This is a genomic window from Psychrobacter sp. FME6 (assembly GCF_014861365.1).
Taxonomy (GTDB): domain Bacteria; phylum Pseudomonadota; class Gammaproteobacteria; order Pseudomonadales; family Moraxellaceae; genus Psychrobacter.
The window spans coordinates 28,101-54,186 of sequence record NZ_RRYW01000011.1; the positions used below are offsets into that span (position 1 = coordinate 28,101).

The following is a 26,086-nucleotide window of genomic DNA, read 5'->3' on the forward strand; positions in this document are numbered from 1 at the left end:
TTTTTACGTAAATACTCATCTATTAACTCTTCCAAATCATCAAAAAATTAGCCCTGAAATCACTGACACTTCTTAGGTGTTATTTATAAGGTGTTACTTATAAGCTGCTTAAATCATAAAGCACTTAGATTACTGCTCGCTCATAAACTAAAAACAAAGACCAAACTATAGCACAGAAATTAATAGTAATAAGTCACATCTAGGGCATGCCCTCAATCTGAACAAAATCAACTGAATGGGCTAAAAATGGCTAAATCTTGCCAAACTGCGTCAAATATCTGGCTAATATCTTGATATTATCTGTGCTATTTTCCTTGTTTGACAGCAATTTATCTCATTTTTATCACCATTTTCAAAATGAGGACACTCCCTAGGCTTTTTAAAAATTAGTGCTGATTATTGCTATTCTTAATATTGATGATTGATGATTGATGATTGATGATTGATGATTGATGAGTTATTAAATATAGGACTATATTTCAGCTAATTTCTCTCACTATTCCTATCAAAAATACCTCTTAGAAAAACACATAACTAAAAGTGTTTAATGATAAAAATAATTATGAGATTAGGGTTTAATATTTGGCTTAATGCGTTACTATTACCACCTTAGTCGTTATATCTATTTTATTAAACACTTTGTATTAAGACCTTAAAAAAGGACATGTTATGCGCTATGAAGTTATCGTTATCGGTGCAGGGATGGTTGGCACATCAGTTGCTTGGCATCTACAAAAAAATAATGCTCAAGTTTTACTTTTAGATAAGAAACTACCGGGTTCGGAGACTTCATACGGCAACGCGGGATTGATTCAACGCGAAGCGATACATACACATCCATTTCCGCGCCAGCTGACTGAAATGATACGAGTATTGCCGAATCAAGGCACCGATATTCGCTATCGAATTCCAGCGATTTTGCGTTATCATCAAGCACTTTTGCAGTATTGGAAATACTCTACGCCTGCATCAGTTAAAAAAATAGAAGCCGAGTGGCAGACACTGATTGAGCATTGCACCAGCGAGCACCAAACTATGATTACTGCCTCGGGTGCTGACGAGCTGATTACTCGTGATGGTTGGTTGCAGCTACATCGTTCTGAAGAGACGCTTAAAGAAGCAATCGAATTGGCTATCGACGCTCGCAATCAGGGTGTGGAGCATAACGTACTGACGGTGGAAGAGTTAAAAGCAATGGAGCCCAGCGCCAATTTTGAAGGTTTCGTTGGCGCGATTCACTGGCTTAACTCTTGGCAAGTCTCTAACCCAAGCTCGCTAGTAAAAGCCTATGCGAAAAACTTCCAAGAGATGGAAGGTACTATCAAAGAAAGCAGTGTAAAAGAAATTGTCCAAGAAGAGGGCGGTTGGAAGGTTATTACTGATAACGAAACCTACTATAGTGATAAATTGGTCATCGCAGCTGGGCCTTGGTCCAATGATTTGATCAAACCACTGGGTTATAATCTACCATTGTTCCCGATGCGTGGCTATCATCAGCACTTTAAAGTGACCGAAAAAAATACCATCAATCACAGCATGTTTGATATGGATAAAGGCTTTGTCATGGGGCCGATGCAGCAAGGTATTCGTATTACGACGGGTGCTGAGATGACCACGATGAATGCGCCAAAGAACTTTGGACAATTAAAAACCGTCTTAAAACTTGCTCGCAAAATATTACCCCTAGAAGATGCAGTTGAGAGTGAGCCGTGGGCAGGATCACGTCCTTGTATGCCTGATATGAAGCCAGTTATTGGTCCTGCGCCTAAGCATGAGAATCTATGGTTTGCTTTTGGTCACAGTCATCAGGGCTTCACTTTGGGACCTATGACGGGCCGTGTCGTTGAAGAGATGATTCATGATAAACCCGTATTGGTCGATATTAAACCATTTAGTGCTGAGCGTTTTTCTCGCTAAGTAGCCGTGAAAACGACCTGTTTGAATGCTTGTATATTCGAGTACTTTAATAAATTAAGGATAATAATCCATGAAAAAACTACACAGCAGTCAACGTATGAGTAAGATCGTTGTGCATAACCAGACCGTTTATTTATCAGGTCAAGTAGGCAACGCGGAAGACGATATCAAAGCCCAAACATTAACTTGTCTAGAGAAGATCGAAAGTCTACTGCAAGAAGTCGGTAGTGATAAGTCAAAAATGCTCATGGCGACAGTATGGGTAAAGAGTATGTCCGATTTTGCGGCGATGAACGAAGTATGGGACAAGTGGTTTGAAGGCGTGCAGCCACCAGCTCGCGCTTGCGGTGAATCGGCGCTGGCTCGTCCTGAATTGTTGGTTGAGATTACGGCTATCGCAGCTGAGTAATTGCGCATTGTGATATTGGCATAGAATAAGAAAAGGACATGATAGCGATATCATGTCCTTTTTCATGGGAGCCTATCTTATATAACGGGCTAAATTATTGATTCGTTTATTGCCCTTTCCATACCGCTTGGCGCTTTTCGATAAAGGCGTCAATGCCTTCGCTCACATCGTCTGCCATCATATTACAGGTCATCACTTTACTGGCATATTCATAAGCATTCGCTAAGTCCATATCTAGCTGTTTATAGAACATGTCTTTGCCTGTAGCAGTAGCCATAGGCGATTTATTAATAATGGCATCAACCAATGATTGTAGCGTCGCATCTAATTGTTCAGTGGGTGCAACACGATTAATCAATCCTTGCTGCATGGCAGTATTTGCATCGATAAACTCACCGGTAATGAGCATCTCGAACGCTTGCTTACGAGATAGGTTGCGACTTAACGCAACGGCAGGCGTGGAGCAAAATAGTCCCACATTTATTCCAGAAGTAGCAAATTTTGCATTATCAGAGGCGACTGCCAAATCGCAAGTTGCGACCAGTTGGCAGCCAGCTGCCGTCGCAATGCCTTGTACTTTAGCAATCACCACTTGTGGCATTTGATTGATGGTCAGCATCATCTGACTACACTGCTGAAATAGAGCGTTATGAAATGCTTCGTCTGAGTGCGCGCGCATCTCTTTTAGGTTATGACCGGCACAAAATGCTTTACCTTTGGCTGCAATCACAACCACACGGATATTGCTGTCTTGAGCGATACTGTCCAGCTCTTTTTGCATAGCAGTTAGTAGCTCAACAGATAATGCATTGAATTGTTTGGGGCGATTTAACGTCAGAGTAACGACACTGTTTGAGTGGTTTTCTCTAATAACGAGCGGTTCACTTATATTTATAGTAGGGTTTGACTGGGTCATTTGTCATCCTTGATCGTCAGTGTTGAAGTTCAATATAACATCTAAGCAGCACTGTAAATAGTCATTTGCGTACTAGGGCAAGCTTTATCAGTAGTATGATAGATTGCTTGTTTTGCCATATATCTATAAGCCACGCACTCATAAAAAATAGCGTACAGCAAGTATTTTAAAGGACTGTTTTTCTATCGCATGTTTTGACCCAAGCGCATGGCAGCGGCAATATTGGCAGCAGTCGTTTCTATATTTTCATAAGCATGACTTAGAACCTGATCGATGCTATCTATCTTTTGGATGCTAGGCACGACGACATCGAACTGGGAAGTCTGAGTAGGTGTTAGACCGTCAACGCTGCCACAAATAGCAATGACTGGCGTATGACTGGCTTTAGCAAGTTCACTGATACCACCTGCAACTTTACCCATCGCGGTTTGAGCATCAAGTTTGCCTTCGCCGGTGATGACCAAGTCCGCGTTGGCAATGTGCTGCGCTAAGTTAGTCACTTCGGCAATCGTATCAAAGCCTGATTGCAACTGCGCTTGGCAAAAAGTCATTAGCGCATAGCCAAGACCACCTGCTGCACCAGCACCAGCTACTTGTTGATTGTCCTGATATCCTTGTTGCTTACATACACTAGCAAAGTGATTTAATGAGGCATCTAATTGCTCGACTTGTTTAGGATCAGCGCCTTTTTGCGGGCCAAATATCACACTGGCACCTAACGGACCACATAATGGGTTGGTCACATCACACGCCACCTCAAACATCGTATCAAGCACACTTGCATGGAATTTTTGGTTATCTATTCGCTGTAGTTTGATAAGCTCACCGCCACCTTGAGCCAGTGGCTTATCATAAATATCAAAAAGCTGCATGCCCAATGCCGTTAGCATACCAAGCCCCGCATCATTGGTGGCACTACCGCCCAACCCGATAATGATACGTGTGGCGCCTTCGTCTAAAGCATCAGCAATCAGTTCGCCGACACCGTAACTGCTGGTAATAACAGGGTTGCGCTCTGCTACAGTGAGTAGGTGTAAGCCACAGGCCTGAGCGATTTCGATCACTGCTGTGGCATCGGGTAATAGTAAATACTTTGCGGTAATGGGTCGCATCAAGGGGTCATGGACGCGCACCTCTTTCCAGCGCCCACCCAATACATAAGACAAAACGGCAGAGGTGCCTTCGCCGCCATCAGCCATAGGCAATAGAGTATAGTCAGCATTTGGAAACACTTGTCTAAATCCAGATTGGATAGCGTGACAAACGTCTAATGCCTCTAAGCTTTCTTTAAACGAGTCGGGAGCGATTAAGATTTTCATTTTATATTCTACAAATCTTCAGGTTAGGGTGGTTCAATTAGCTTAATCTTATCATCATAAATTGGTTAATCTGCTAACATAGACGCCTATTTTTTATAACGTTTAGGATTATTCATTGAACACATTTATCGCGCCTATTATTCCCAATATAAAAAATAGCGACTTACGTCAACAGCTGCAGCAAATCATAGACCAAAAAACCAAACCGCTTGGTGCATTAGGACGTTTAGAGACATTAGCGTTGCAACTGGGTATGATTCAAGGCACCACCACACCGCATATTGAGCAGCCACAAATCCGAGTATTTGCTGCCGACCATGGTTTGACCAAGCATGGCACGTCAGCGTTCCCTAGTACTGTTACTGCGCAGATGGTTATTAACTTTTTGCAGGGTGGCGCTGCTATCAATGTACTCGCACGCCAACATGATATTGAATTAAAGGTCGTTGATGCAGGGGTAGATGCCGACTTTGGCAACTCTACTTTTAAAAACCATCCGAAATTGCTTGATTATAAAGTCCGTCGCGGTAGTCGTGACGCGCTAACAGAACCCGCGATGACAGAAGATGAATGCTTAGCTGCGCTTGAAAGTGGTAAGCGAGTGGTGGAGGATATACCCGGCAATTTGTTGATTGTTGGAGAAATGGGTATTGGTAACACCTCAGCGGCGAGTTTATTGTTGGCGAGATTAGGAGATTTATCCATTGAAGATTGTATCGGGCGCGGTACTGGTCTTGACGATGCAGGGTTACAGCACAAGGCAACTATTTTGACGCAAGTATTAGAGCGTCATCATGACGTAAACTCACCATTGCTCGCATTGGCGGCATTGGGCGGGCTAGAGATTGCTATGATGGCAGGTGCGCTGGTGCAGGCAGCCAGTGAACGACGTATTCTTTTAATCGATGGTTTTATTGCCAGCGTCGCGTTATTAGTGGCGGAGCGTTTAGCGCCAGGTGTCGCACAGTACGCTGTATTTGCACATCATTCTGTCGAGCCGGGGCATGGGCATTTATTAAAATTACTAAACGCTGAGCCGCTACTTAATATGGGTATGCGTTTAGGTGAGGGTAGCGGTGCAGCGTTAGCGTATCCACTATTGCAATCGGCTTGTGCCATTATCAATGAAATGGCAAGTTTTAGTGACGCAGGTATTAGCGGACAAAATAACTGATGACACAATCAAAAAATCACTCAACATCGCCAAATAACCCTTTACCTAAACCATCCATTGTCGAGTTTATAAAATATGAATGGCGCCTAGTATTGGTTGCTATCCAGTTTTTAACGCGATTGCCAGTACCACAATTTACCCATTATAATCCGCAATGGTTGCACGAAAGTAGTCGCCATTTTCCCGCAGTAGGTTTGCTCGTCGGTTTGCTTTGCGCTGGCGTATTTTGGCTTGGCAGTGTCTTATTTACCCCATTAGTTGCAGCGGTAATAAGCACCGCTTTCGGGATTAAATTAACGGGCGCTTTTCACGAAGACGGGCTTGCCGATAGTTGTGATGGATTGGGTGGTGGTCTAACTCGCGAGCGTACGTTGGAGATTATGAAGGATTCGCGCCTAGGGACTTATGGTGTTTTAGGTTTAGTATCCGCATTATTAATTAAAATCAGCTTATTGGCTTCTATGCCGTTATTTGTTGCTATCGTTGCCTTGATTGTTGGACACACTGCTTCACGCTTGTTGTGTATTAGCTTACTTACTTTGCTGCCCTATGGCGGTGAGATTGAGCATGCCAAGGCCAAACCTATGGCGCAGCAGCTAACGCCATTACAAGGGTTATATAGCAGCGGTTGGTTGCTATTAGCACTTGGTCTAGTCACGTTTATGTTTCCCTATACGGTGCAGCAGATCGGCTTTGCTCAATGGCTATTGGCATTAGTATTAGCGCTGATAGCGACAGATTATATGCGGCGATTATTACGTAGGCGTTTAGATGGTTATACCGGTGATGGGTTGGGTGCGACGCAGCAACTTAGTGAAATCGCTATTTATGTAGGACTCGCTGCCATTGTGTCATTCATATAAGGTTTAAAGGTTAGAAAAGGATAGGAATAGTTAATGATTGTTCATATGTGGCGTCATCCTAAGCCGATTGCTGCCGAAGGGTTTTGTATCGGACAGACAGATCTCAGTGTTGATAGGCGTAAACTAAAGCGCCTTGCTAATAAAATTCAGCGTTTTGTACGCCTGCATCGATTACCAAAAGTTATTTGGGTCAGCCCATTACAGCGCTCACTACGAGTCGGGCAAATATTGGCGCAACGTGGTTTTGAATGTCGAGTGTCAAAGGAGCTTGCGGAGATTGATTTTGGTATTTGGGATGGGCAGGCTTGGGCGCAGATTGAAAAACAAGAAATTGATGACTGGTGCGATAACTTTGCGAATTTCTCTCCTGCAAAAGGGGAAAGTTTGCAGCAATTATTTGACCGTGTTGAGCGATGGTTGCATGCAAGGGTAGCTGAAAGTGGCTATGAACATAACCATAAATTCCTCTTAATGGTCGGTCATGCCGGTTGGATAAATGCTGCCAAGATGATTGCCGCTGACCAAGAGGTACCAAAACTGGCCAATAAGTGGCCACGACCCGTGAATTATCAATCATGTAGCCGGCTAGAGTTTTAATCCGAAAGACCCTATTTTTCCAAAACACTCCTATACAGTTTGTATCTAAAGATAATCACTATCTAAGCAATCTTATCAAACCAAGCTTTGCTGTCTTCTGCTGTCATAGAATCAAAGCTCACATAAATGCCTTCGTTATCTAATGTCGCATACCAGTGATCATCATTGCTGCCCGTTAATAGCTGGAAGTATTTATTATTGACGATTCTACCGACGGTATAGATTTCACCTTTTGAGTAAAAATCATTACCTTGAATACATAGTAGTTTATCATCAGTGTTTATCATGTTGTCGTACCCTGTCGTTATCAAAAAATAAGAAATCAAAAAATAAGAATCTATAAATTAGACACAGGGAGGGTAGCAACTCAAACTAGGTTAATAAAGACGACTTTGTGGGTAGTATCTTATTGTTAAGTATAGGAATTATTAGGCATTTACTACAAATTATTGCTGGAATATATCACTATACAATTTACTGTTAAAATCATTAGTTAAGGAACGGTTTTCGGATATAGTATTCAAACGTTCTATTCCTAAGAGACAGGGTAGAGTATTTGTCAAATTATAGATATAAAAAAACCAGCAACATGACGTTACTGGTTTTTTTAGACTACTTCTAGATATTCAAAAATTACTCTTCTGAATAGTCTTCGTTGTCGTCTTCAACTTCTTCTTCTGCTGAATCTTCGTTATCACCATCTTCTGAAAGAATGGTTACTAAGATGCTAGCGGTAACGTCATGGTGTAGCTGAATATCAACATTGTATTCGCCAATTTGACGTAAAGTACCTTCAGGTAGCTTGATTTCAGCACGGTCAACTTCTAGACCTGAGTTCGTCAATGCTTCAGCGATATCGCGAGTACCGATAGAGCCGAATAGCTTGCCTTCGTCACCTGATTTAGCGCGCATAATAACATTAACGTCAGTCAATGCATCGGCACGTTCTTGAGCAACGCTTACTTCTTTTGCTTCTTCAGCTTCAAGCTCGGCACGACGTGCTTCGAACTTTTCAATGTTAGCTGCAGTAGCAGGTAGCGCTTTGCCCTGAGGGATAAGAAAGTTACGACCGTAACCTGGTTTCACATCGACAGTTTCACCGAGTTTACCAAGGTTGACGATACGCTGTAACAAAATAATTTGCATGAGTCATTCCTAGTTAACGGTTAAATTACTGATGGTTGTCAGTATACGGAAGTAGCGAAAGGTAACGAGCTTGCTTGATAGCAGTGGCCAGTTGACGCTGATATTTAGTAGATGTACCGGTAATGCGGCTTGGTACGATTTTACCATTATCACTGATGTACTGTTTTAGCAATTCAACATCTTTATAATCGATGTGAGTGATGCCTTCAGCAGTGAAACGGCAGAATTTGCGACGGCGATAGAAACGTGCCATGAGTATTCTCCTTTAATTAGTCTTCACTGTTGTCGTTGTCGTCGTTTTCACGATTGTCTGGACGACGAGTAGTTGCTTTGCGTGCGCGTTTTTCATCGGCATTCTTGGCTAACTGCGACTCTTCAGTGACAGCTTCGTCACGGCGCATAACTAGACTACGAATGATCGCGTCGTTATAACGGAATAATTCTTCAAGTTCAGCTAAAGTTTCACCGTCAGTTTCAATGTTGAAAAGAACGTAATGAGCTTTGTGAATCTTGTTGATCGGGTAAGCCAACTGACGACGGCCCCAATCTTCTAAACGATGGATAACACCGTTGTTGTCTTGAACTAACTTGATGTAGCGCTCAACCATGCCGACCACTTGGTCGCTTTGGTCTGGGTGTACAAGTAACACCAGTTCGTAATGTCGCATTATGACTCCTTACGGATTAGTAGCTATTAACCCTATGTTAATAGCAAGGAGATTTATAAAGTAAACCCAATACTCATTAAATAGGATAAAAATAATGAAGAATAAGCTTAGTTTATAAAGCGCCGTATTATAACAGTACTCATTCATTAACACAAAGGTTAATCGCTAAGCCACTGCTAATAAAATATAAAAGCAATAAACTGCTTTCTATCAATAAAAAAGGCAACGTGAATACGCTGCTTTTTTATTACAATTTTAGAAGGTATGATTTATAGTCAGAATGACAGATAAACTATTTTATTTTTGGTTCTTTTACCAGCTGGCTACTATCGGCTTTTACCACTAAGGTTTTAGCCAGTTTATCATGCCAACCAATATTTTCAGGGCTTTTCGATGCCATATAATAATGAATAGCAATGATCACAAAGCCTAAAAAGCTGGTAAATGAGAACAGTAAGTTGTAAATAATGAACAACAGCAAGGTACGCATGCCGATGAGTTTACCAAAAGAGGGTAAACGATGGGTGGTTTGATCGACCACGCGGATACCCGTAATTAGCTTACCTAGCGATTGACCACGCAAAGTGATAAATACCAATTGTAGAGCAAACAGGCCAAAGACCATCACTTGTGACATCATCAATATGCTACTAGGAAGACTCTCCATCAGCGTCATTGAGTATTGATACGCTGCGTCCATATTTTGGATATCTTGAAACTTGCTATAGTCGACGTCCATTTTGGTTAATGCCATGACTAGCGGAAAGATAGCCAGTAAATACAATAAACCATTGAGTGCAGTCGCAAGTACTCGCGACATAATTGGGGCAAGCACCATATTACCAACGACTTTATCTTTACTAGAGACCGTTTTGTTGGCATTAGATTTATTTAATGACACATTGTTATGCGGCGTGTGCTGACGATTGGTGACCATATCGACTTTCACATCTTTATCGGTCGCTTTTGGGCGTTCAGGCTTGCCATACAATCTGTCTAACGACACTGATTTACCATCTTGGTCATTGCTGACATTATCTTCAGGAAAGACCGTGACGTTATTGATAATAGAGTCATTGACCTCAGGGTTGCTAGTGTTAGTAGGCCTATATACTGTTTGATTGTTGGTCAAGTTACCTACACGTTGCCATTGGTCTAAGCCGTCATGCCAGATCAAATCATCGAGCAACACTTCGCCAGATGCCAACATGATGTTGAGCTGCTCCAAATTGTATGGACCAGCCTGTACGTTATTTCGAGCAAGGAAAATCTGCATAATTGCCTGCATAGTTAGTCATATCTCAAGTCACTGTTTTTTAAAAACTGTCTCTTAAAAACTGTCTTTAAGTCATTATTTATAATACATAATATTAGGGCCTATTTAATATTTTTCAAATAGACCCTGCTATAGTTGTATCTTAAATGCCGGTGTGAATTAACGTTGTGACTTAACGTTACGGCTTATTTGGTCTCTTCACCTGCTAAGAAGAACCAAGTATCAAGTACTGAGTCAGGGTTCAATGACACTGAGTTGATGCCTTGTTCCATGAGCCAGTAAGCAAGGTCTGGATGATCTGATGGACCCTGACCACAAATACCGATGTATTTACCAGCTTTGTTACAAGCCTCAATAGCCATAGACAATAGCTTCTTAACGGCAGGATCACGCTCATCAAATAGATGTGAGACGATACCTGAGTCACGGTCAAGACCTAGTGTTAGCTGAGTCAAGTCGTTTGAACCGATTGAGAAACCATCGAAGTGCTCTAGGAATTCTTCTGCTAGTAACGCATTGGTTGGTAGCTCACACATCATGATGACGCGTAGACCGTTCTCGCCACGTTTTAGGCCATTTTTTGCCAACAGTTCGATGACTTCAGCTGCTTCACCAACGGTACGGACGAATGGAATCATAATCTCGACGTTGGTCAAGCCCATTTCATCACGGACACGCTTAAGGGCTTTACACTCAAGCTCAAAGCAGTCACGGAAATTATCAGAAACATAACGGCTAGCACCACGGAAACCAAGCATTGGGTTTTCTTCTGATGGCTCGTACAGTTTACCACCTAAAAGGTTGGCATATTCGTTTGATTTAAAGTCTGACATACGAACGATAACTGGCTGATCCATAAAAGCGACGGCTAGGGTTGAGATGCCTTCGACCAATTTATCGACATAGAAGTCAACCGGTGAGGCATAACCTGCGATACGCTCATTGATTGCTTGTGAGATTTCACGTGGTAAGCTGTTCATGTTGAGCAAGGCTTTTGGATGCACACCAATCATACGGTTGATGATAAATTCAAGACGTGCAAGACCGATACCTTCGTTTGGCATTTGGGTAAATGAGAAGGCACGGTCTGGGTTACCGACGTTCATCATGACTTTAAAGGCAAGCTCTGGCATAGACTCAACAGAGTTGGTCTGTACTTCAAAATCAATCTGACTTTCATAGATGAAGCCAGTATCACCTTCGGCACAAGAAGCAGTTACGTCTTGACCGTCAACCAATAACTCAGTGGCATTACCACAACCAACGATGGCTGGTACGCCAAGTTCACGGGCGATAATCGCTGCGTGACACGTACGTCCACCACGGTTGGTAATAATAGCAGAAGCACGTTTCATGACTGGTTCCCAATCAGGATCGGTCATGTCTGATACCAGTACGTCGCCTTCTTCTACTTTGTCCATCTCGTTTAGGTTGCTAACGATACGTACTTTACCTGAGCCGATGCGCTGACCAATTGAGCGACCTTCGCACAATACTTTGGCACCAGTGGTGTCGATGATGTAGCGTTCCATTACGTTGCTGTCTTGACGGCTCTTAACGGTTTCAGGACGGGCTTGGACGATAAAGATTTCACCGCTATCGCCGTCTTTTGCCCATTCGATGTCCATCGCTTGACCATAATGCTTCTCAATCGTCATCGCTTGCTTGGCAAGTGAGTTCAGCTCTTCAGTAGATAGAGAGAACTGCATACGCTCTTGTTTTTCGACATCAACGATTGTTACGGATTTAGTGGTGCTGCCTTCATCACCATAAATCATTTTCTTATGTTTGCTACCGAGGTTACGGCGAATGACCGCAGGTTTGCCATTTTCAAGTAATCTTTTGGAGATATAGAATTCGTCAGGGTTTACCGCGCCTTGTACGACCATCTCGCCCAAACCATAGCTTGAAGTGATAAAGACCACTTGGTCAAAACCACTTTCTGTATCTAAGGTGAACATCACACCAGCGGCGCCAGTTTCTGAGCGAACCATACGTTGTACAGCAGCAGATAGGGCAACGCCTTCGTGCTCAAAGCCTTTATGTACACGATAAGAGATGGCACGGTCATTATATAAAGAAGCAAAGACTTCTTTAATCGCAAGTAGGACATTATCAATACCACGAATGTTCAGATAAGTTTCTTGCTGACCGGCAAATGAAGCATCTGGCAAATCTTCAGCAGTCGCAGACGAACGCACAGCAACGGCGATATCTTCGCCGCCGCTCATGGTTTCAAATGACTGACGCACTTCTTGCTCAAGGTCTTTTGGCAGCTCTTGCTCAATAATCCACGTACGAATTTTTTTACCCGTAGCAGCCAGCTTGTTAACATCATTGACGTCTAATGTTTTTAGCTCGTTGTTGATTTTTTCAAGCAAGCCTGTTTCTGTCAAAAAGCGGTTGAACGCATTTGAAGTGGTGGCAAAGCCGCCTGGAACGCTAACGCCCAAATCAGATAGATGGCTGATCATCTCGCCAAGCGAGGCATTCTTACCACCGACCATATCAATGTCGTTTTTTCCTAGCTGATCAAGATTGATTACAAGTGCTGTAGATTGCGCTGCCATGATAACTCCAGAAAATAAGGTTATTTAGTAAAGATTATAATGGTGGATTATACCCCTATATTTTAAGAATTTCGAGGGTTAGAACCAAAGTATTTGTCAAAAAGATACAAATTGTGGGCTTTGCTACATAATTTACGCAGGATATGCCAAATTATAAATTTTTAAGGGTTGGTTCAATGCTAATAAAAGCCAATATGACGTTGGCTGATAGTGATAAGCCCGCTTTATCATAAAACAGCTAAATAGTATCAATTTACTATAAAGAGCTATGTTTTACTATAAAGGAGCTATATTCCAAAATAGTATTCTATTGGCATAAATTTTTCTTACTTGCTACTTATCAGCGTGACAAAGGCTGAAAAAATATAGCCAATAGCCCTGTATGGTTTTTACAATGAATCTACTATAGCTATATATAGCAAATAACATATAGGACAAATTATGCTGAATTAAGATAAACATTAATGATAAAAGTGCAGGATTATTATCGTCAATTGCTATGACCAGACTAAAAATAATATTGGTTTCAATACTGATTGTAATGTTGTCTTTACTAAGTGTACGCCTGTAACATTAATTTCTATTGGGCCGCTATTGTGCGTATAATGTGAGCATGAATAATAGGCGCTTGTCGCTGTATAGATGTTCAATATCAGACTTATATAAAGTGGAAAATGAGTCTAAAATGAATGAATAATAAAAGCTAAATAAAGATTACTATTGTGTTTTTAATCGAGGTGTCAAAGTTATGTACTCAAGCAATCCCGCTGAACAAGTGAAACCTACCATTCAAAACCGCCATGCGCTAAACTTAGACAGCTCACAAGCCATCAGAACGGCATTTTTTATCTCAGATGGGACAGCGATTACTGCTGAGACACTGGGTCGTGCTATTTTGAGTCAGTTTGCCTCGGTGCCTTTTGAGACGCGAGTGCTACCTTATGTCGATAGCTTAGAGCGCGCCGAAGATGCCGTCGAACAAATCAATATGGCCTATCAAAGAGACGGGTTGCTACCTTTGGTATTTGATACGATTGTTAGCCCTGAAATTCGTCAAAAAATCAATTCTGCGCACGGCTGTAACCTAGACATGTATGAAGGACTGATAGGGCGCGTCGCTGAAGAGACTGGCGTAGAGCCGGATGGACATTCCGGTCATGCACACGATGATGTCGATTCTGAGACTTATAAAGAGCGTATTGATGCGGTACATTTTGCGCTAGACAACGACGATGGTGCGCGCACGCGTCATTATAATGCCGCCGATATCATACTGGTTGGGGTGTCTCGTTCGGGTAAAACACCGACGTCACTATACTTAGCTTTACAGTTTGGAATTCGAGCAGCCAATTACCCGCTGACCGAAGATGATTTGTACGACAATCAGCTACCAAATGCGTTACGCGAGCACAAGGACAAGCTGTTTGGTTTGCTCATCGATACCGATCGCTTGGTAAAAATCCGCCAAGAACGCCGTGCGGGCAGTCGTTATTCGAGCTATCAGCAATGTCAGCAAGAGCAGCGAGCGATACAAGGGATTTATATTACCCATGGTATTCCAAGCTTAGACGTGTCTGAGATGTCTGTTGAAGAGATTGCCACTCGTATCCTACAAATGACAGGTCTCAAACGCCGTATTGGTTGATAAAGTTTGAGTGTAAAAACCAGCCCCACTTAACAAAAAATTATTGATGCCCGTTATTCAATACCCTCTCATTACCATATAGAGAATATTATGAGTTTATCCTATTCGTCTAGCAAGACACCTTTATTGATGGCCAGTTTACTGAGTGCGGTCGGCTTACTTAGTGCCTGCCAGACGTCACCTTTTGCGCGTGAGCCAGTAGCTGAACCACGTTATATTCCAACTATCGTCTTGGGTGAAGCACAAACACTAACGATTATGCCCAATCGTGTTGCCTGTGCATCGGCATTACCGATGCAGTGCTTGCTTGCCAAATCAAGCAAAAATGGCAGCGTGTTCCAGGTTCCTTATGACTGGGTCGATGATTTCGAACCCAGCCTTGGCACAGAATACATCATTAGTGCCCGCCCGCAGATTGATGAAGGAAAGAAAAGCCTGACCGGGCATTGGACATTGCAAAACATACTATCACAACGTATGGTAGGCACGCCTTAGTACTGTAGTCTTGACTCATGAAAATAGTGTGTCATGCATAGTCTAAATATCAAATAAATAAGTAAATATAAAGAGGACACGATGGGAAGTAAAAAACCAAGCGACGCGACCAATGATATCGGGAAAGACACTCATACCGAAGTATCGAATAAAGAAAGCGGTCACGTGCCCAATCCCGAGCACACCGAAGGCAAAAACAAAAAACAAAATATTGAGCAAACCCACGAACAAATCAAAGACGATGCCCTGTATCATCCTGATCTTATTAATCCACTTGATGATACGCGAATCGATATCAAATCTGGTTTTGCCAAGGACTCGCGCCGTTTAAAAAGCGATGACCATGAGTATGAGTATGATGCGGTTGTCCTAGGTGCAGGCCCTGCTGGTGAAGCGGCTGCCATGAAGTTGACCAAATCGGGTAAAAGAGTGGTGGTCATTGATCCGCGAGATCAAGTTGGTGGTAACTCTACTCATGTGGGCACTATCCCGAGTAAAGCACTACGCCAATCGGTATTTAACTTGATTAACTTTCGCCGTGATCCTATGTTTGCCAATGCGATGGAGTATAAACAGGTTCCTCTAAACAAAGTGCTGGCCAATGCACGAAAAGTTATTCGCAATCAAGTCGGTACGCATAAACGTTTTTATGAGCGTAACCGTATCGAAGTTATCCAAGGTTGGGCAAGTTTTGTCGATGCGCATACTTTACGTATCGAAACCGATGAAAATGTCTTTGAACAAATTACTTTTAATAAAGCCATTGTCACCGTCGGTAGCCGCCCATACCGCCCTGAAATCTTAGACTTTAATCATCCGCGTGTTTTTGACTCTGATAAAATCCTACAAATGGATTATATCGTCAAAAAGATTATTATTTATGGTGCTGGGGTGATTGGTTGTGAGTACGCTTCTATCTTTACCGGTCTTGGTTATAAAGTTGATTTGATCAATAACCAAAACCAGCTACTAAGCTACTTAGATAGTGAAATCAGTGATGCTATCGCCCATGACTTTAGACAGTTCGGTGTGCTTATCCGCAGTAATGAAGAGATTGACCATCTTGAGACCCATGATGATTATGTCGTTCTGCATTTAAAGAGCGGTAAGCGCATCAAGTCTGATGCCATCCTTTGGTCGAATGGTCGCTCAGGTAACACCGAAGGGTTAAATTTAGAAGCCATCGGGCTTGAAGCCAATAGCCGTGGTCAGCTCAAAGTCGATGATACTTATTGTACTGAGATTAAAAATATTTATGCTGCGGGTGATGTTATCGGTTGGCCGTCGCTGGCTTCTGCTGCTTATGATCAAGGTCGCTGTGCTGCCGCCTTTATGGTGGGTGATAGTGATGCCGAGCCAGTATCAAGCGTACCGACTGGTATTTATACGATTCCTGAAATCTCCAGCATTGGTAAGACTGAGCAAGAGCTGACGGATGAAAAGGTCCCTTATGAAGTGGGTCAGGCGTTCTTTAAGCACCTAGCACGGGCGCAGATTATTGGTGAACGCTCGGGCGTTCTAAAAATATTATTCCATCGCGATACATTGGAGATTCTAGGCATTCATTGTTACGGCAACCATGCCTCAGAGATTATTCATATTGGCCAAGCGGTAATGAAGTGTAATGCGACGCTTGAGTATTTTGTGAATACGACCTTTAACTATCCAACGATGGCAGAAGCGTATCGCGTAGCAGCATTGAATGGTCTGAATCGTGTGTTCTAAACATTAAAAAGCTGAAAGTTAGTGAATAAAAAAGCGTCTGCAAATATTGCAGGCGCTTTTTTTACTTCAATACTTTTGCTTCAATACCTTAATATTTCGATGTTTCGATTGTCTTTGATTATGCTGTTTTGTTATGTGAAGTCAATCTGCGAAACAATAGCAGTAATATAAAGTAAAGTAGCCATAACGCGGCAAGCGCATAAAAACCTGTCGCCACTTGCGTAACACTCGCGCCCATTTGATTGAGCTGGACAGAAGTGTTGATACCAGGCGTTGTTGGTATTAACCAACGTATGACTTGCAAAAACTCTGGAAGTTGATTGGCCGGCCACGGATAACCACTAACAAAAAACATTGGTAGTGAGCTAAAAATTAAGATTTGCATACTGCGCTCACGCTGACGAAACCAAAGCCCCAATACGCAACCGAGTGTCGCTACTGTCGGACAAAATAGCAGTAGAAATAATAGACTGCCAAGCATGTTTTGTCCGCGTGGATAATGGTGCAGCTCGAACGCCCAGCCATAATAAAAGCAGCCAACCACAAAGCTAAGCATACTTAGCGCAGCAATACGGCCAAGCCAGCCGCGAATACTGGTTCTATGGCGACGTTGCTCATACCACGTGCCAATCAGCATTGCCGTCGACATCAAAAGGGTTTGCTGCAAAATAAGAATAGACACCGCGGGCACGACATAAGCGCCGTAGCCTTCCGTCTGATTGTATAAAGGAACAATCTTTAATGGCACCGCTTGGGTGTTGGCTGCTGCGGTCGCTGAATAAGCCCCTTGCGCGACGCTTTTCTTAACTTCGATACCGGCTGATACGGTACTAACGGCCTGTAAAAACCCCAGTTGTACGTTTTTATTTAACAGAAAATAACCACCATTGCCAAGCACGCTGACGCTAGCAGCTTTTCCAGATTGTACTTGCTGCTCAAGCCCACTAGGGACAATCATATAGCCCGCGATTTCATCAGCCCACATAGCTTCTTTGGCTTCTTGCTCATTCAAAAAGCGCTGCGTATCCAGCTGCGGGCTTGCGTTGGCATAACGGACGATGGTTTGCGATAAGTTACTATTGTCTTTATCGATAATACCGACAGGCACATGATTCACGACTTCGGTAGAATACGGCCAAGGATAAAAGAAGCCATAGATAATAGGCGCAATCATTAATAGTAGTAATACGCCTTTATCAGAAAATATGTCTTTAATCGTTTGAAAAAAGCTGCCTAAAAATCCTTGAGTTGAAGGGGCCTTTTTTGAATCTGAGGTGGTAGTAGATAACTTATCTTTTGATGATGACATTAGCGTGCTCCCCAGCGTTCAGGATGCGCCAGCGCGCGTTTACTCAGTAAGGCGGTAAGGTACATAGTGATAAGCGTCGCTATAGTAAGCCCGTAGACAATTGGTAGTGAGATGGCAACAGGTGCTTGCATTTGTAACTGGGCAATATGTAGCTTCAAATAATGGGTGAGCGGTAGGGCGTCCGACCAATGCTTGGCGCTGTCGCTGATAGCGATATAAGGAAAAGTGACCCCAGCAAATGCATAAGAAGGCGCTGAAATAAAACCAGTAGCTGACAGGCCCATACGCAACGAGAACGAGGTCAAAGTAAAGATAGCGCCAAGCCAAAATGACAACATCATCAGTAATACAAGACCGAAATAAGTGGCAATGAGGGAGCTGATAGCCACTATTTGCTGCGGAGCTGCAAGCCACAGTGCCAGTATTGACCATATACTGTAAGCCAATGTTGGCCAAAAATACTTACCCAACAAACCACTTAATAACACGAGAGTGCTGACTTGTCTAGATTTGACATCTTTAATAGGTATTGGGGGTTTATTGTCATTACTTTGGACGTTTCCATCCCCTAGAACAGCTGCTTTATTTTCTTCAATCTGTGCTAAATCAGGGCGACCAGTATCAATAAAGTCGTACCAACGACCGATTCGCTTATCTCGTAATTCACGCCCAATCGTCGTGGCTCCAATGACCATTGCCAAAATATGTAACAGGGCAGGAATGACGGTCGATGCCAAAAACTGCTGGTAATCGGTGGCTGCATTAAACAAACTGATGCGCTGAATGCCGACAGGTGAGTAATTAATCGCCGCTTGGGATGGCGCCATTCCTTGCTTCACCAGACGTTGTATCTCCACACCGGCTGATAGCGTTGCGATAACTGATTGAACACTGGTTTGAATGATGCCTGAGTGGGTGCCGTATTGAGCGTTTACTTGCAGCACGATAGGCGAAGGCTTACTTGAGGAGATATTGCGAGAGAAATCCTCGGGAATAATCACCACGGCATAGATATCACGTTGCAAGATAGCGGATTCTGCAGCAGCTGGCGAGTGATAAAGCTGTTTGACGGTTAGGTTAGGATTGGCTTCCAAATAACGCACAGCGGTATTGGCGACAGGACCCCGATCATTATCAATGACTCCAATGGGCAAATCTGTGATTTGTATTTGTGAAAAAATCCACCAAATCAATAGCACGGTGAGGAATGGTATCCAAACCACCATGCTAAAATCCCAAGGATTTTTGGCTAAAAAACGACGCTCGTAGGCAGCACTACGTACAAATGCTTCACCTAGTCTAATCAGGCGCATGGCTTACTCTTGGGTCTGATTAACAGGGGTTGAATTGAGACGTACAACCACGCTCATACCCGAGCGAATCCGCCTATCGGGAGAGGTTGGTCGCGCTTTAATCTCAAAGGTGCGAACATCAAAACCATCGTCATTATTGGTCGGGCGCCAAGTGGCAAAGTCAGATAACGTCGAGGTAGCATATACCGTAAACTGCTTGGTATAAGGTTTCTCAGGTGACGATAAAGCAGGGATAGTGCCCATAAATCGTTGACCAATCGCAAATTGATTAAGGTGCGTTTCAGTGACGTTTAACACTACCCATTGTTCATCGGTATTGACCAAAGTAAGCAGAGGGACGCCTTGACCAATCACTTCTCCAGCGCTGACAATAACATTGTCCACGATACCAGCAATAGGGCTTCTTAGGTTGGCTTCTTCTTTTGCGACCAGCGCCTCTTCGAGCTTGGCATCGACTTGGGCTACTTGTGCGGTTGCTGCAGACTTATCTTCACTGCGAGCACCTTCTTTCGCCAAATCATACTGTAACCGAGCGGCTTCAGTCTGGTCTTGTGTGGCTTGATACTGCGCATAGGCCTCATCGCGTTTTTGCCGTGCCATTAGGCCTTCTTCGTACAGACGATTGACCCGCTGATAGGTGTTTTCGGCCAAATCAGACGCCGCTTTATTGGCTTGCCACGCCGCTTTTGCTTGGGCAATTTCTTGTGGGCGGGCACCGTTTTCTGCTTTATCGAGCTGGCTTTGTGCCATTTGTTTACCGGCACGTGCTTGATTGATCTTGGCGTTAATCTCAGGCGAGTCCATCTCGATCAGTTGCTGGCCAATTGTCACTGCCTCACCTTCTTTGACCAGAATTTGTGCAATACGCCCTGGAACTTTTGCCCCGATAGACGTTTGCTGCATTTGCATCTGTCCTTGCAAAGTAACTACTTTAGGCTCGCTATGTTGGTTACTTTTATATAGACCATAAGCAATGAAGCCCAAGACGATTAGAGCCACCAGTACCAAAACCATCTTTTTAATCTTCGCAGGCTTGTCAGTTTTTGCTGGATTGCGCTTATAACTGGGCACTGTTTGCTCTGGCTCAATATCGGTTGTATTGACCACAGGATCAGTAGACAACTGCTCATTATCAGTATTACCCGATTCTAATGATTGGTCTGAGTCGTTTAATTTACGTGCGTCGTCTGATTCGTTGCTAGATTCAGTCATGACAGTGAGATTCCTAAGGCAATAAAATCGGTAATAAGCAAAATAAGTCGTGTGTTGTCTGATTTTTTTAAAATGATAAACGAGCTGTGTTATTTTTCATATAAGGTCGGTAGTTGAATATCCGCAGCATTGAGATAAGTATTAAAGGCGAGCGGTGTGCCGCAGCTTTGCATGAGGGCGGCGAGTGACTGTACATAAGTATTCGCCGCTTGCGCTTGTTCGGTGCGCGCTTTGAGCGACTGCGTTTGTGCTTGGACGACCTCGATTGGCGTATTAACGCCTTCTTGAAGCCCCAAACGACGCAAACGTAATACTTCAGCAGCCAAATCCACGTTACTTTGTAATGCCTGATAACGAGATTGGGCATTGTTTACATCGTGCCAGTTTTTCTCGACCAGCAATAATAAGTTGTCACTAACTTCAATTTCAGACAAATCGGCTTGACGTACCTTGGCATTACTCGATGCTAGTGAGGCCGTTTTATCGAGTCCGCCCCACAGCTTCCAGCTTGCAGATATGCCTGCTACCCAGCTGGGGTCTTTTTCAACTTGTCCATAGCCGTATAACATGACAGTAGGTTTGTAACCTGTATCTGATAGCGCATGTAACTGCTGAGCCTGAGCACGTTTGGCGGCGACTTTTTGTAGACCGGGATGATTGGTGAGTGCCAAGTCCTGAAAGTAATTCACATCTGGTAGAGGGCGGCTGGAAACAAATAGCGGCGTCGAGGGTTTGATGCGATACTCAGTACGCAATAGACGCTGTAAAGCTATCATTGCGAGGCGTGCATCGTTATTGGCATTGACCGACTCGCTTTTTGCATCGGCAAGGGCGGATTTTGCTTCTAAGCGATCAACACGGGAGATAAAACCTTCTTCAAAAAGCCGCTGCGCCATATGGTCGGTCTGCTGCAAGGTATCATAGGCATCGTCGCGTAAATAGGCGGCAATGATGGCCAACTGTGCCTTAAAGTAACGTTCAATCAAGGTGTTATAAAGCTCGTTTTTATCTAAGATACTGTCGGCGACGGCTTCTTGGGTACGGGCATTAGAGGCGCCTGTCAAAGCAGTCGTGCGTCCAGCGGTATAAATAGGCCAAACCACGCCAAGTCCTGCGCCAGTTGTTGATCCTGAATGCTTTAAATTGTAAGAGTCTGGTAGGCGATCACCGACCAGTTCACCGAAATTAGGTAACTCTGGAATAGGAGGAATGACGCTATCAACATTATTATTAATGTCGTTGACGATGCCGTTTTTGAGCGTCGATAAATCGATATCCGTGTCTAAGTTGTAGGCATTGGCCGATACTTGAGCGAATACTAGCGGATTGTCTATGGTTTTGAGGGCGTCAGTTTCAAACTCACTAGAGGCAATCGCTGCTTGATTGGCGGCGATTTTTGGTGACACTTGCAATAAAACATTTTGCGCTTGTTCAAGACTTAACAAGCTAGACACTTCTAACGGATAACTGTTATCAATACTTTTGTGAGTGATGGGATCGATAAGAGTACTCAAGTCAGGCTGTCGCTCAGCGTTTTCGCTCTCAATAGTTGTAACAGTTGGGCTGTCTTGAGTGCCAATTTTTTGACTGTCATTTTGACTGTAATTTTGATGATTGGCATCGACAATCTGTGTCACATTGTCTGCTGTCAGCGCATTTTGTGATTTAATCGTATTATCGTTAGCACTTGCGAAGGGTGCTATCGTTAAGCTCATGAACGTAATCGTCAGCACAGCAGTAGACAGAGTCGATAAAGCAAATTTCATAAGTCACATAAGCCATTAATTAGAATGCAAAGTATTTAAAGTCAGCACAGTAAAGAAGTCTGTTATCCGTCACGCTGAGTATCAAACAGAATAAGTGTCGAAAATACCCATCGTTGACATAAGAACAGGCCCTAATTATTAACATCGGTGGTTGTTATAAGCTGCCACTGATAAAGCGAGGGCCATATTATAAACGATTAACAGACACTAAAAATACATTATTGATAACAAAGTATACACTGTAGTGCCACAATGGTGACGGGTCAATGCTCAGTATTTGCTTGTTTTACGTTGTGTCGACATTGTTTTTATGTTAGCTAACTATTTTTATATCAAATAATAACCTCATTTATAACAGTAGTACGTGGTTACCAACCAAACTGCCAACGTATCGATTTTATTTAGTACTGCCTATATCAAAGGCTCGAGATTGAATTGCTTTTAGGTCTGAGCCTTTCATTACACGATGGTTCATGAGCCATAGATAAGACTGTTGTATGCTATAAAAGTAAATAAAACAAGATAGGATGTGAGCGATGGCAGGATATATTTTGGCATTAGATCAAGGGACGACGTCGAGTCGAGCGATACTATACGATGACCACGCCCGTCCAATTAAAATAGCGCAGCAACCCACAACGTTAAAAACTCCACAAGCAGGCTTCGTTGAGCAAGATGCCCAGCAAATTTGGCAAACACAAATAAGCTGTGCCCATGATGTGATTAATCAGGCGGGACTGCTTGCGACCGATGTCAGTGGTATTGCGATTACCAATCAGCGTGAGTCTATTGTTATTTGGGATAAGCAAACAGGCAAGCCGCTGGCACCTGCTATTATTTGGCAAGACAGACGTACCGCCAGCTATTGTAAAACGCTCGCTGCTGAAAGTATTACTGGGGCTACCAAAGCCCGCGACAATAATCACGATGATATGGCAAGCGAAGTGCAACGTATCACAGGTCTGCGCCTAGACCCGTACTTTAGTGCCAGTAAAATCGCTTGGTTTTTAGAAAATGATCCCAAACTGAGCGTGCGCGCCAACAAGGGTGAGATAGCGGTTGGCACTATAGATAGTTGGCTTATATATAAGCTAACAGGCGGCGAGCATGTCATCGATGTGACCAATGCTTCTCGTACCTTATTATATGATATACACAAGCTGGCATGGTCAGAGGAGCTGTGCGCTCGTTTTGCGATACCTATGAATATTTTACCTAATGTGTTGCCCTCTGACGGCGACTTTGGCAAAACCAAAAAAGGACTGTTTGCCAAGCAAATCCCCATTCATGCGGTATTGGGTGACCAGCAAGCGGCATTGTTTGGACAAGGCTGCCTCGATGCTGGCATGGCAAAGAATACGTATGGTACAGGTTGCTTCATGCTGATGAATATTGGTCAGACCCCTAAACTTAGCGAACATAAGTTATTGACGACCATCGCATGGCAACGAAAATCAGCGCCAACGCGCCAAGAAAATCTATCGTTTGAGCAAATTGTACAATCAGGAAAGCGTATGCTACAGCCACCAAAAAAGGAAGTTACTTATGCCTTGGAGGGGAGTGTGTTTATGGCAGGAGCCATCGTTCAATGGTTGCGTGATAATCTAGGAATGATTCAAAAAAGTAGTGAAATCGAAGAGTTAGCGCGGCAAGTTGATAGCAGTGAGGGTGTGGTCATGCTGCCGGCATTTACAGGTCTGGGTGCGCCTTACTGGCGTTCGGATATCAGCGCCAGTATTACAGGTATGAGCCGCGGTACAACCAAAGCTCACATTGCCCGAGCAGCACTAGAGGCTGTGGCGTACCAAACTTATGATGTGCTTATTGCCATGCAAAAAGACAGTCCGCATCCACTCACCGAGCTCAGAGTAGATGGCGGCGCTGCAAACAATGACTTGCTCATGCAGTTCCAAGCAGACCTACTCGATGTGCCGGTGCTGCGCCCTAGAGATACAGAGATTACAGCTAAAGGTGCCGCGTTATTGGCAGGTTTGAAAACCGGCTTATACGATGAAGCAACCATGAAAGCGTCATGGCAAGTTGACCGGATTTTCGAGCCTACAATGTCTGCCGATATCCGTGAGCAACATCTTAATAAGTGGCAACAAGCCATCGATAGAGCATTGAAAGTGATATAAATGGGTGAGCAATTACATTAAATCAGTGTAACAAAACAATTAAAAATTACTTAAAATGTGGTGCTACCTTACAAAATCGTTATACAAATACAAGCTGTAACGCAAGACAGTCGTAATTTGGACACAGTTTACATAACCGGTCTATCGGTCAGTACCTACAAATTTCTATACTTTAGATGACTTAAACAAGACCGCTGGTTTTTAACGCTTACTATTTGTAGAACTTGATAACTTGGCGTTAAGTTAAAAGGCTAGTACTCAATAAATTTAATATATAAAAAATAATTTAAGGATAATATTATGAATAACGATGGCCGCGTTACAGACCCTGAAAATCGTGTCATTACTGATGACTACCTTGAAGCAGGTGATAAAGAGCGAATTATTGATGATAACGAACGTCGAGCAACGGGTAGTGATCATACGATCGACAATAGAGTAATCAGACATGAAGAGGACAATATCATAGAAGACCATGATGCTATTGATCGTGGCGCTGTGAAGCACATGACTAAAGAATCGAAAAAAGATTTGAATGCTGACGTGATCACAGGTGAGCCAGGCTCACACCCAGTAGGCACAGGTATAGGCGGTGTAGGCGGTGCAGCGGCAGGTGCGGCTATTGGTACCATGGCAGGCCCATTAGGTACATTAATTGGTGGTGCTATTGGTGCTATCGTTGGCGGCGGCGCAGGTCATGCAGCCGCAGAAGCAATCGATCCGACACGTGAAGAAGCTTACTGGCGTGCAGAGTATGCCAACGCTGATTACTACAAAGAAGGTTACGACTTTGACCGTGATTTACATCCAGCTTATGCAGTAGGGTATGCCAATCGCGCGCGTTATCCTGCAGATGCACGTTTTGAAGACCATGAAGCGGACTTAGAGCGCTCTTGGCATGAAGTGAAAGGTGAGTCACGTATGGAATGGAATGATGCGCGTAGAGCATCACGTGATGCTTGGAACCGTGTATCATGATTTATATAAAAGGTAGATAACGTTGATGGTAGTGTTATATTAATGATATTTAAGTACGACTAACTGTGCACTTCATTTAAGTAATTAAACACTACCAAAGCTTACTACCGCATTACTAGATTTAGTTCGATTGTAGATATCCTTTTTTAACGGTCGAAATAGGTCGAATTTATGCTATTTTGAAGCCTTCAAAGATTTCTTTGAAGGCCTTTTTGCTGTATATTAGTAAGTATGAATATATCTAGTGAAACGATATCTGATTACTGATTCTAATAACTAGGGCGTGTTGAACATTGGCGACAAATTGATGGCAAAAAAAATAGCGAACGGTTAATCTTTAAGTTCTCACACAAAAAAGATATCGTTCGCTATGCCTCGCACAATGCTCAAAGATGAACACTGGACAAGACTAAGACCTATCTTACTAGAGTTGAATATCTATGACAAAGGAAATCTTAGAAATACGGTTGAAGGTGTGTTGTATCGGATGCGCGTTGGTTGCCCTTGGCGTGACTTACCAGCGTACTTTGGCAAGCCCAATACCATCTATAAAGCTTACCAGCGCTGGTCTCGCAGTAATAAGCTGATTGCGCTTTTTACGTTACTGATCAAGGACGCAGACCTTGAATGGGTCTTTATCGATGGCACTC

At 43.3% G+C, this 26,086-nt stretch carries 23 protein-coding genes; 11 read left to right on the plus strand and 12 right to left on the minus strand.

Going from position 1 to position 26,086, the window contains the following annotated elements; translation table 11 throughout:
* Positions 1–669 precede the first annotated feature (669 nt).
* Complete coding sequence (locus tag EI162_RS02900) at positions 670–1,917, plus strand: NAD(P)/FAD-dependent oxidoreductase (protein ID WP_192522931.1); 1,248 nt, start codon at positions 670–672, stop codon at positions 1,915–1,917.
* A 70-nt stretch (positions 1,918–1,987) separates the two neighbouring features.
* Complete coding sequence (locus tag EI162_RS02905; protein ID WP_192522932.1) at positions 1,988–2,326, plus strand: RidA family protein; 339 nt, start codon at positions 1,988–1,990, stop codon at positions 2,324–2,326.
* A 106-nt stretch (positions 2,327–2,432) separates the two neighbouring features.
* On the opposite strand, the gene EI162_RS02910 is transcribed toward EI162_RS02905, so the two are convergent.
* Together EI162_RS02910 and EI162_RS02915 are read right to left on the minus strand one after the other, a co-directional pair.
* Positions 2,433–3,242 (minus strand): enoyl-CoA hydratase, encoded by an 810-nt coding sequence (locus EI162_RS02910; RefSeq protein ID WP_192522933.1) that lies wholly within the window; start codon positions 3,240–3,242, stop codon positions 2,433–2,435.
* A 182-nt stretch (positions 3,243–3,424) separates the two neighbouring features.
* Positions 3,425–4,561, minus strand: a complete 1,137-nt coding sequence (locus EI162_RS02915) for a glycerate kinase (protein ID WP_192522934.1) — start codon at positions 4,559–4,561, stop codon at positions 3,425–3,427.
* Positions 4,562–4,676: 115 nt separating this feature from the next.
* Between EI162_RS02915 and cobT the strand changes: the two genes are divergently transcribed.
* From cobT to EI162_RS02930, 3 genes are read left to right on the plus strand one after another with little or no spacing between them, the layout of a single operon-like run.
* Positions 4,677–5,735 carry a nicotinate-nucleotide--dimethylbenzimidazole phosphoribosyltransferase gene (gene cobT / locus EI162_RS02920; protein WP_192522935.1) on the plus strand — a complete coding sequence of 353 codons (1,059 nt, stop codon included), beginning with the start codon at positions 4,677–4,679 and terminating at the stop codon, positions 5,733–5,735.
* Positions 5,735–6,598 (plus strand): adenosylcobinamide-GDP ribazoletransferase, encoded by an 864-nt coding sequence (gene cobS, locus EI162_RS02925; RefSeq protein ID WP_192522936.1) that lies wholly within the window; start codon positions 5,735–5,737, stop codon positions 6,596–6,598. Before cobT ends, cobS begins: the two co-directional genes overlap by 1 nt.
* Before the next feature lie 33 nt (positions 6,599–6,631).
* Positions 6,632–7,195 carry a histidine phosphatase family protein gene (locus tag EI162_RS02930; protein WP_192522937.1) on the plus strand — a complete coding sequence of 188 codons (564 nt, stop codon included), beginning with the start codon at positions 6,632–6,634 and terminating at the stop codon, positions 7,193–7,195.
* 62 nt (positions 7,196–7,257) lie between these two features.
* On the opposite strand, the gene EI162_RS02935 is transcribed toward EI162_RS02930, so the two are convergent.
* From EI162_RS02935 to ppsA, 6 genes are all read right to left on the minus strand, one after another.
* Positions 7,258–7,482, minus strand: coding sequence for a hypothetical protein (locus EI162_RS02935; RefSeq protein WP_192522938.1), 225 nt, complete (start codon positions 7,480–7,482; stop codon positions 7,258–7,260).
* Positions 7,483–7,828: 346 nt separating this feature from the next.
* Positions 7,829–8,341 (minus strand): 50S ribosomal protein L9, encoded by a 513-nt coding sequence (gene rplI / locus EI162_RS02940; RefSeq protein WP_192522939.1) that lies wholly within the window; start codon positions 8,339–8,341, stop codon positions 7,829–7,831.
* Between the two features lie 25 nt (positions 8,342–8,366).
* Positions 8,367–8,594: a 30S ribosomal protein S18 gene (gene rpsR / locus EI162_RS02945; protein ID WP_058368567.1), complete on the minus strand. Its 228-nt coding sequence runs from the start codon at positions 8,592–8,594 to the stop codon at positions 8,367–8,369.
* 16 nt (positions 8,595–8,610) lie between these two features.
* Complete coding sequence (gene rpsF / locus EI162_RS02950) at positions 8,611–9,009, minus strand: 30S ribosomal protein S6 (RefSeq protein WP_192522940.1); 399 nt, start codon at positions 9,007–9,009, stop codon at positions 8,611–8,613.
* Positions 9,010–9,301: 292 nt separating this feature from the next.
* Positions 9,302–10,297 carry an RDD family protein gene (locus EI162_RS02955; protein WP_192522941.1) on the minus strand — a complete coding sequence of 332 codons (996 nt, stop codon included), beginning with the start codon at positions 10,295–10,297 and terminating at the stop codon, positions 9,302–9,304.
* Positions 10,298–10,470: 173 nt separating this feature from the next.
* Positions 10,471–12,855 carry a phosphoenolpyruvate synthase gene (ppsA, locus tag EI162_RS02960; RefSeq protein WP_192522942.1) on the minus strand — a complete coding sequence of 795 codons (2,385 nt, stop codon included), beginning with the start codon at positions 12,853–12,855 and terminating at the stop codon, positions 10,471–10,473.
* 748 nt (positions 12,856–13,603) lie between these two features.
* On the opposite strand from ppsA, the gene EI162_RS02965 reads away from it, so the two are divergent.
* From EI162_RS02965 to sthA, 3 genes are all read left to right on the plus strand, one after another.
* Positions 13,604–14,500: a pyruvate, water dikinase regulatory protein gene (locus tag EI162_RS02965; protein WP_225736896.1), complete on the plus strand. Its 897-nt coding sequence runs from the start codon at positions 13,604–13,606 to the stop codon at positions 14,498–14,500.
* A gap of 90 nt (positions 14,501–14,590) precedes the next feature.
* A complete protein-coding gene (locus EI162_RS02970) occupies positions 14,591–14,995 on the plus strand; it encodes a hypothetical protein (RefSeq protein WP_192522943.1) in 405 nt (134 codons plus the stop codon).
* Positions 14,996–15,076: 81 nt separating this feature from the next.
* A complete protein-coding gene (sthA, locus tag EI162_RS02975) occupies positions 15,077–16,720 on the plus strand; it encodes a Si-specific NAD(P)(+) transhydrogenase (RefSeq protein ID WP_192522944.1) in 1,644 nt (547 codons plus the stop codon).
* A 118-nt stretch (positions 16,721–16,838) separates the two neighbouring features.
* Here sthA and EI162_RS02980 read toward each other — a convergent pair whose 3' ends face one another.
* From EI162_RS02980 to EI162_RS02995, 4 genes are all read right to left on the minus strand, one after another.
* Positions 16,839–18,029 (minus strand): ABC transporter permease, encoded by a 1,191-nt coding sequence (locus tag EI162_RS02980; RefSeq protein WP_192522945.1) that lies wholly within the window; start codon positions 18,027–18,029, stop codon positions 16,839–16,841.
* Positions 18,029–19,342, minus strand: coding sequence for an ABC transporter permease (locus EI162_RS02985; RefSeq protein ID WP_192522946.1), 1,314 nt, complete (start codon positions 19,340–19,342; stop codon positions 18,029–18,031). Before EI162_RS02985 ends, EI162_RS02980 begins: the two co-directional genes overlap by 1 nt.
* A gap of 3 nt (positions 19,343–19,345) precedes the next feature.
* Complete coding sequence (locus EI162_RS02990; protein WP_192522947.1) at positions 19,346–20,554, minus strand: HlyD family secretion protein; 1,209 nt, start codon at positions 20,552–20,554, stop codon at positions 19,346–19,348.
* Positions 20,555–20,643: 89 nt separating this feature from the next.
* A complete protein-coding gene (locus tag EI162_RS02995; RefSeq protein ID WP_192522948.1) occupies positions 20,644–22,320 on the minus strand; it encodes a TolC family protein in 1,677 nt (558 codons plus the stop codon).
* Positions 22,321–22,856: 536 nt separating this feature from the next.
* Between EI162_RS02995 and glpK the strand changes: the two genes are divergently transcribed.
* From glpK to EI162_RS03010, 3 genes are all read left to right on the plus strand, one after another.
* A complete protein-coding gene (gene glpK, locus EI162_RS03000; protein WP_192522949.1) occupies positions 22,857–24,458 on the plus strand; it encodes a glycerol kinase GlpK in 1,602 nt (533 codons plus the stop codon).
* A 507-nt stretch (positions 24,459–24,965) separates the two neighbouring features.
* Positions 24,966–25,436, plus strand: a complete 471-nt coding sequence (locus EI162_RS03005; RefSeq protein ID WP_225735201.1) for a hypothetical protein — start codon at positions 24,966–24,968, stop codon at positions 25,434–25,436.
* A 370-nt stretch (positions 25,437–25,806) separates the two neighbouring features.
* Positions 25,807–26,086: transposase (locus tag EI162_RS03010; protein WP_192522951.1), on the plus strand; the 280-nt coding region annotated here is incomplete at its 3' end.

Excerpts from the sequence above, each read along its gene's own strand:
- EI162_RS02900 (WP_192522931.1), top strand. The coding sequence starts at position 670 with ATGCGCTATGAAGTTATCGTTATCGGTGCAGGGATGGTTGGCACATCA.
- EI162_RS02905 (WP_192522932.1), top strand. The coding sequence starts at position 1,988 with ATGAAAAAACTACACAGCAGTCAACGTATGAGTAAGATCGTTGTGCAT.
- EI162_RS02910 (WP_192522933.1), bottom strand. The coding sequence starts at position 3,242 with ATGACCCAGTCAAACCCTACTATAAATATAAGTGAACCGCTCGTTATT.
- EI162_RS02915 (WP_192522934.1), bottom strand. The coding sequence starts at position 4,561 with ATGAAAATCTTAATCGCTCCCGACTCGTTTAAAGAAAGCTTAGAGGCA.
- cobS (WP_192522936.1), top strand. The coding sequence starts at position 5,735 with ATGACACAATCAAAAAATCACTCAACATCGCCAAATAACCCTTTACCT.
- EI162_RS02930 (WP_192522937.1), top strand. The coding sequence starts at position 6,632 with ATGATTGTTCATATGTGGCGTCATCCTAAGCCGATTGCTGCCGAAGGG.
- EI162_RS02935 (WP_192522938.1), bottom strand. The coding sequence starts at position 7,482 with ATGATAAACACTGATGATAAACTACTATGTATTCAAGGTAATGATTTT.
- rplI (WP_192522939.1), bottom strand. The coding sequence starts at position 8,341 with ATGCAAATTATTTTGTTACAGCGTATCGTCAACCTTGGTAAACTCGGT.
- rpsR (WP_058368567.1), bottom strand. The coding sequence starts at position 8,594 with ATGGCACGTTTCTATCGCCGTCGCAAATTCTGCCGTTTCACTGCTGAA.
- rpsF (WP_192522940.1), bottom strand. The coding sequence starts at position 9,009 with ATGCGACATTACGAACTGGTGTTACTTGTACACCCAGACCAAAGCGAC.
- EI162_RS02955 (WP_192522941.1), bottom strand. The coding sequence starts at position 10,297 with ATGCAGGCAATTATGCAGATTTTCCTTGCTCGAAATAACGTACAGGCT.
- ppsA (WP_192522942.1), bottom strand. The coding sequence starts at position 12,855 with ATGGCAGCGCAATCTACAGCACTTGTAATCAATCTTGATCAGCTAGGA.
- EI162_RS02965 (WP_225736896.1), top strand. The coding sequence starts at position 13,604 with ATGTACTCAAGCAATCCCGCTGAACAAGTGAAACCTACCATTCAAAAC.
- EI162_RS02970 (WP_192522943.1), top strand. The coding sequence starts at position 14,591 with ATGAGTTTATCCTATTCGTCTAGCAAGACACCTTTATTGATGGCCAGT.
- sthA (WP_192522944.1), top strand. The coding sequence starts at position 15,077 with ATGGGAAGTAAAAAACCAAGCGACGCGACCAATGATATCGGGAAAGAC.
- EI162_RS02980 (WP_192522945.1), bottom strand. The coding sequence starts at position 18,029 with ATGTCATCATCAAAAGATAAGTTATCTACTACCACCTCAGATTCAAAA.
- EI162_RS02985 (WP_192522946.1), bottom strand. The coding sequence starts at position 19,342 with ATGCGCCTGATTAGACTAGGTGAAGCATTTGTACGTAGTGCTGCCTAC.
- EI162_RS02990 (WP_192522947.1), bottom strand. The coding sequence starts at position 20,554 with ATGACTGAATCTAGCAACGAATCAGACGACGCACGTAAATTAAACGAC.
- EI162_RS02995 (WP_192522948.1), bottom strand. The coding sequence starts at position 22,320 with ATGAAATTTGCTTTATCGACTCTGTCTACTGCTGTGCTGACGATTACG.
- glpK (WP_192522949.1), top strand. The coding sequence starts at position 22,857 with ATGGCAGGATATATTTTGGCATTAGATCAAGGGACGACGTCGAGTCGA.
- EI162_RS03005 (WP_225735201.1), top strand. The coding sequence starts at position 24,966 with ATGACTAAAGAATCGAAAAAAGATTTGAATGCTGACGTGATCACAGGT.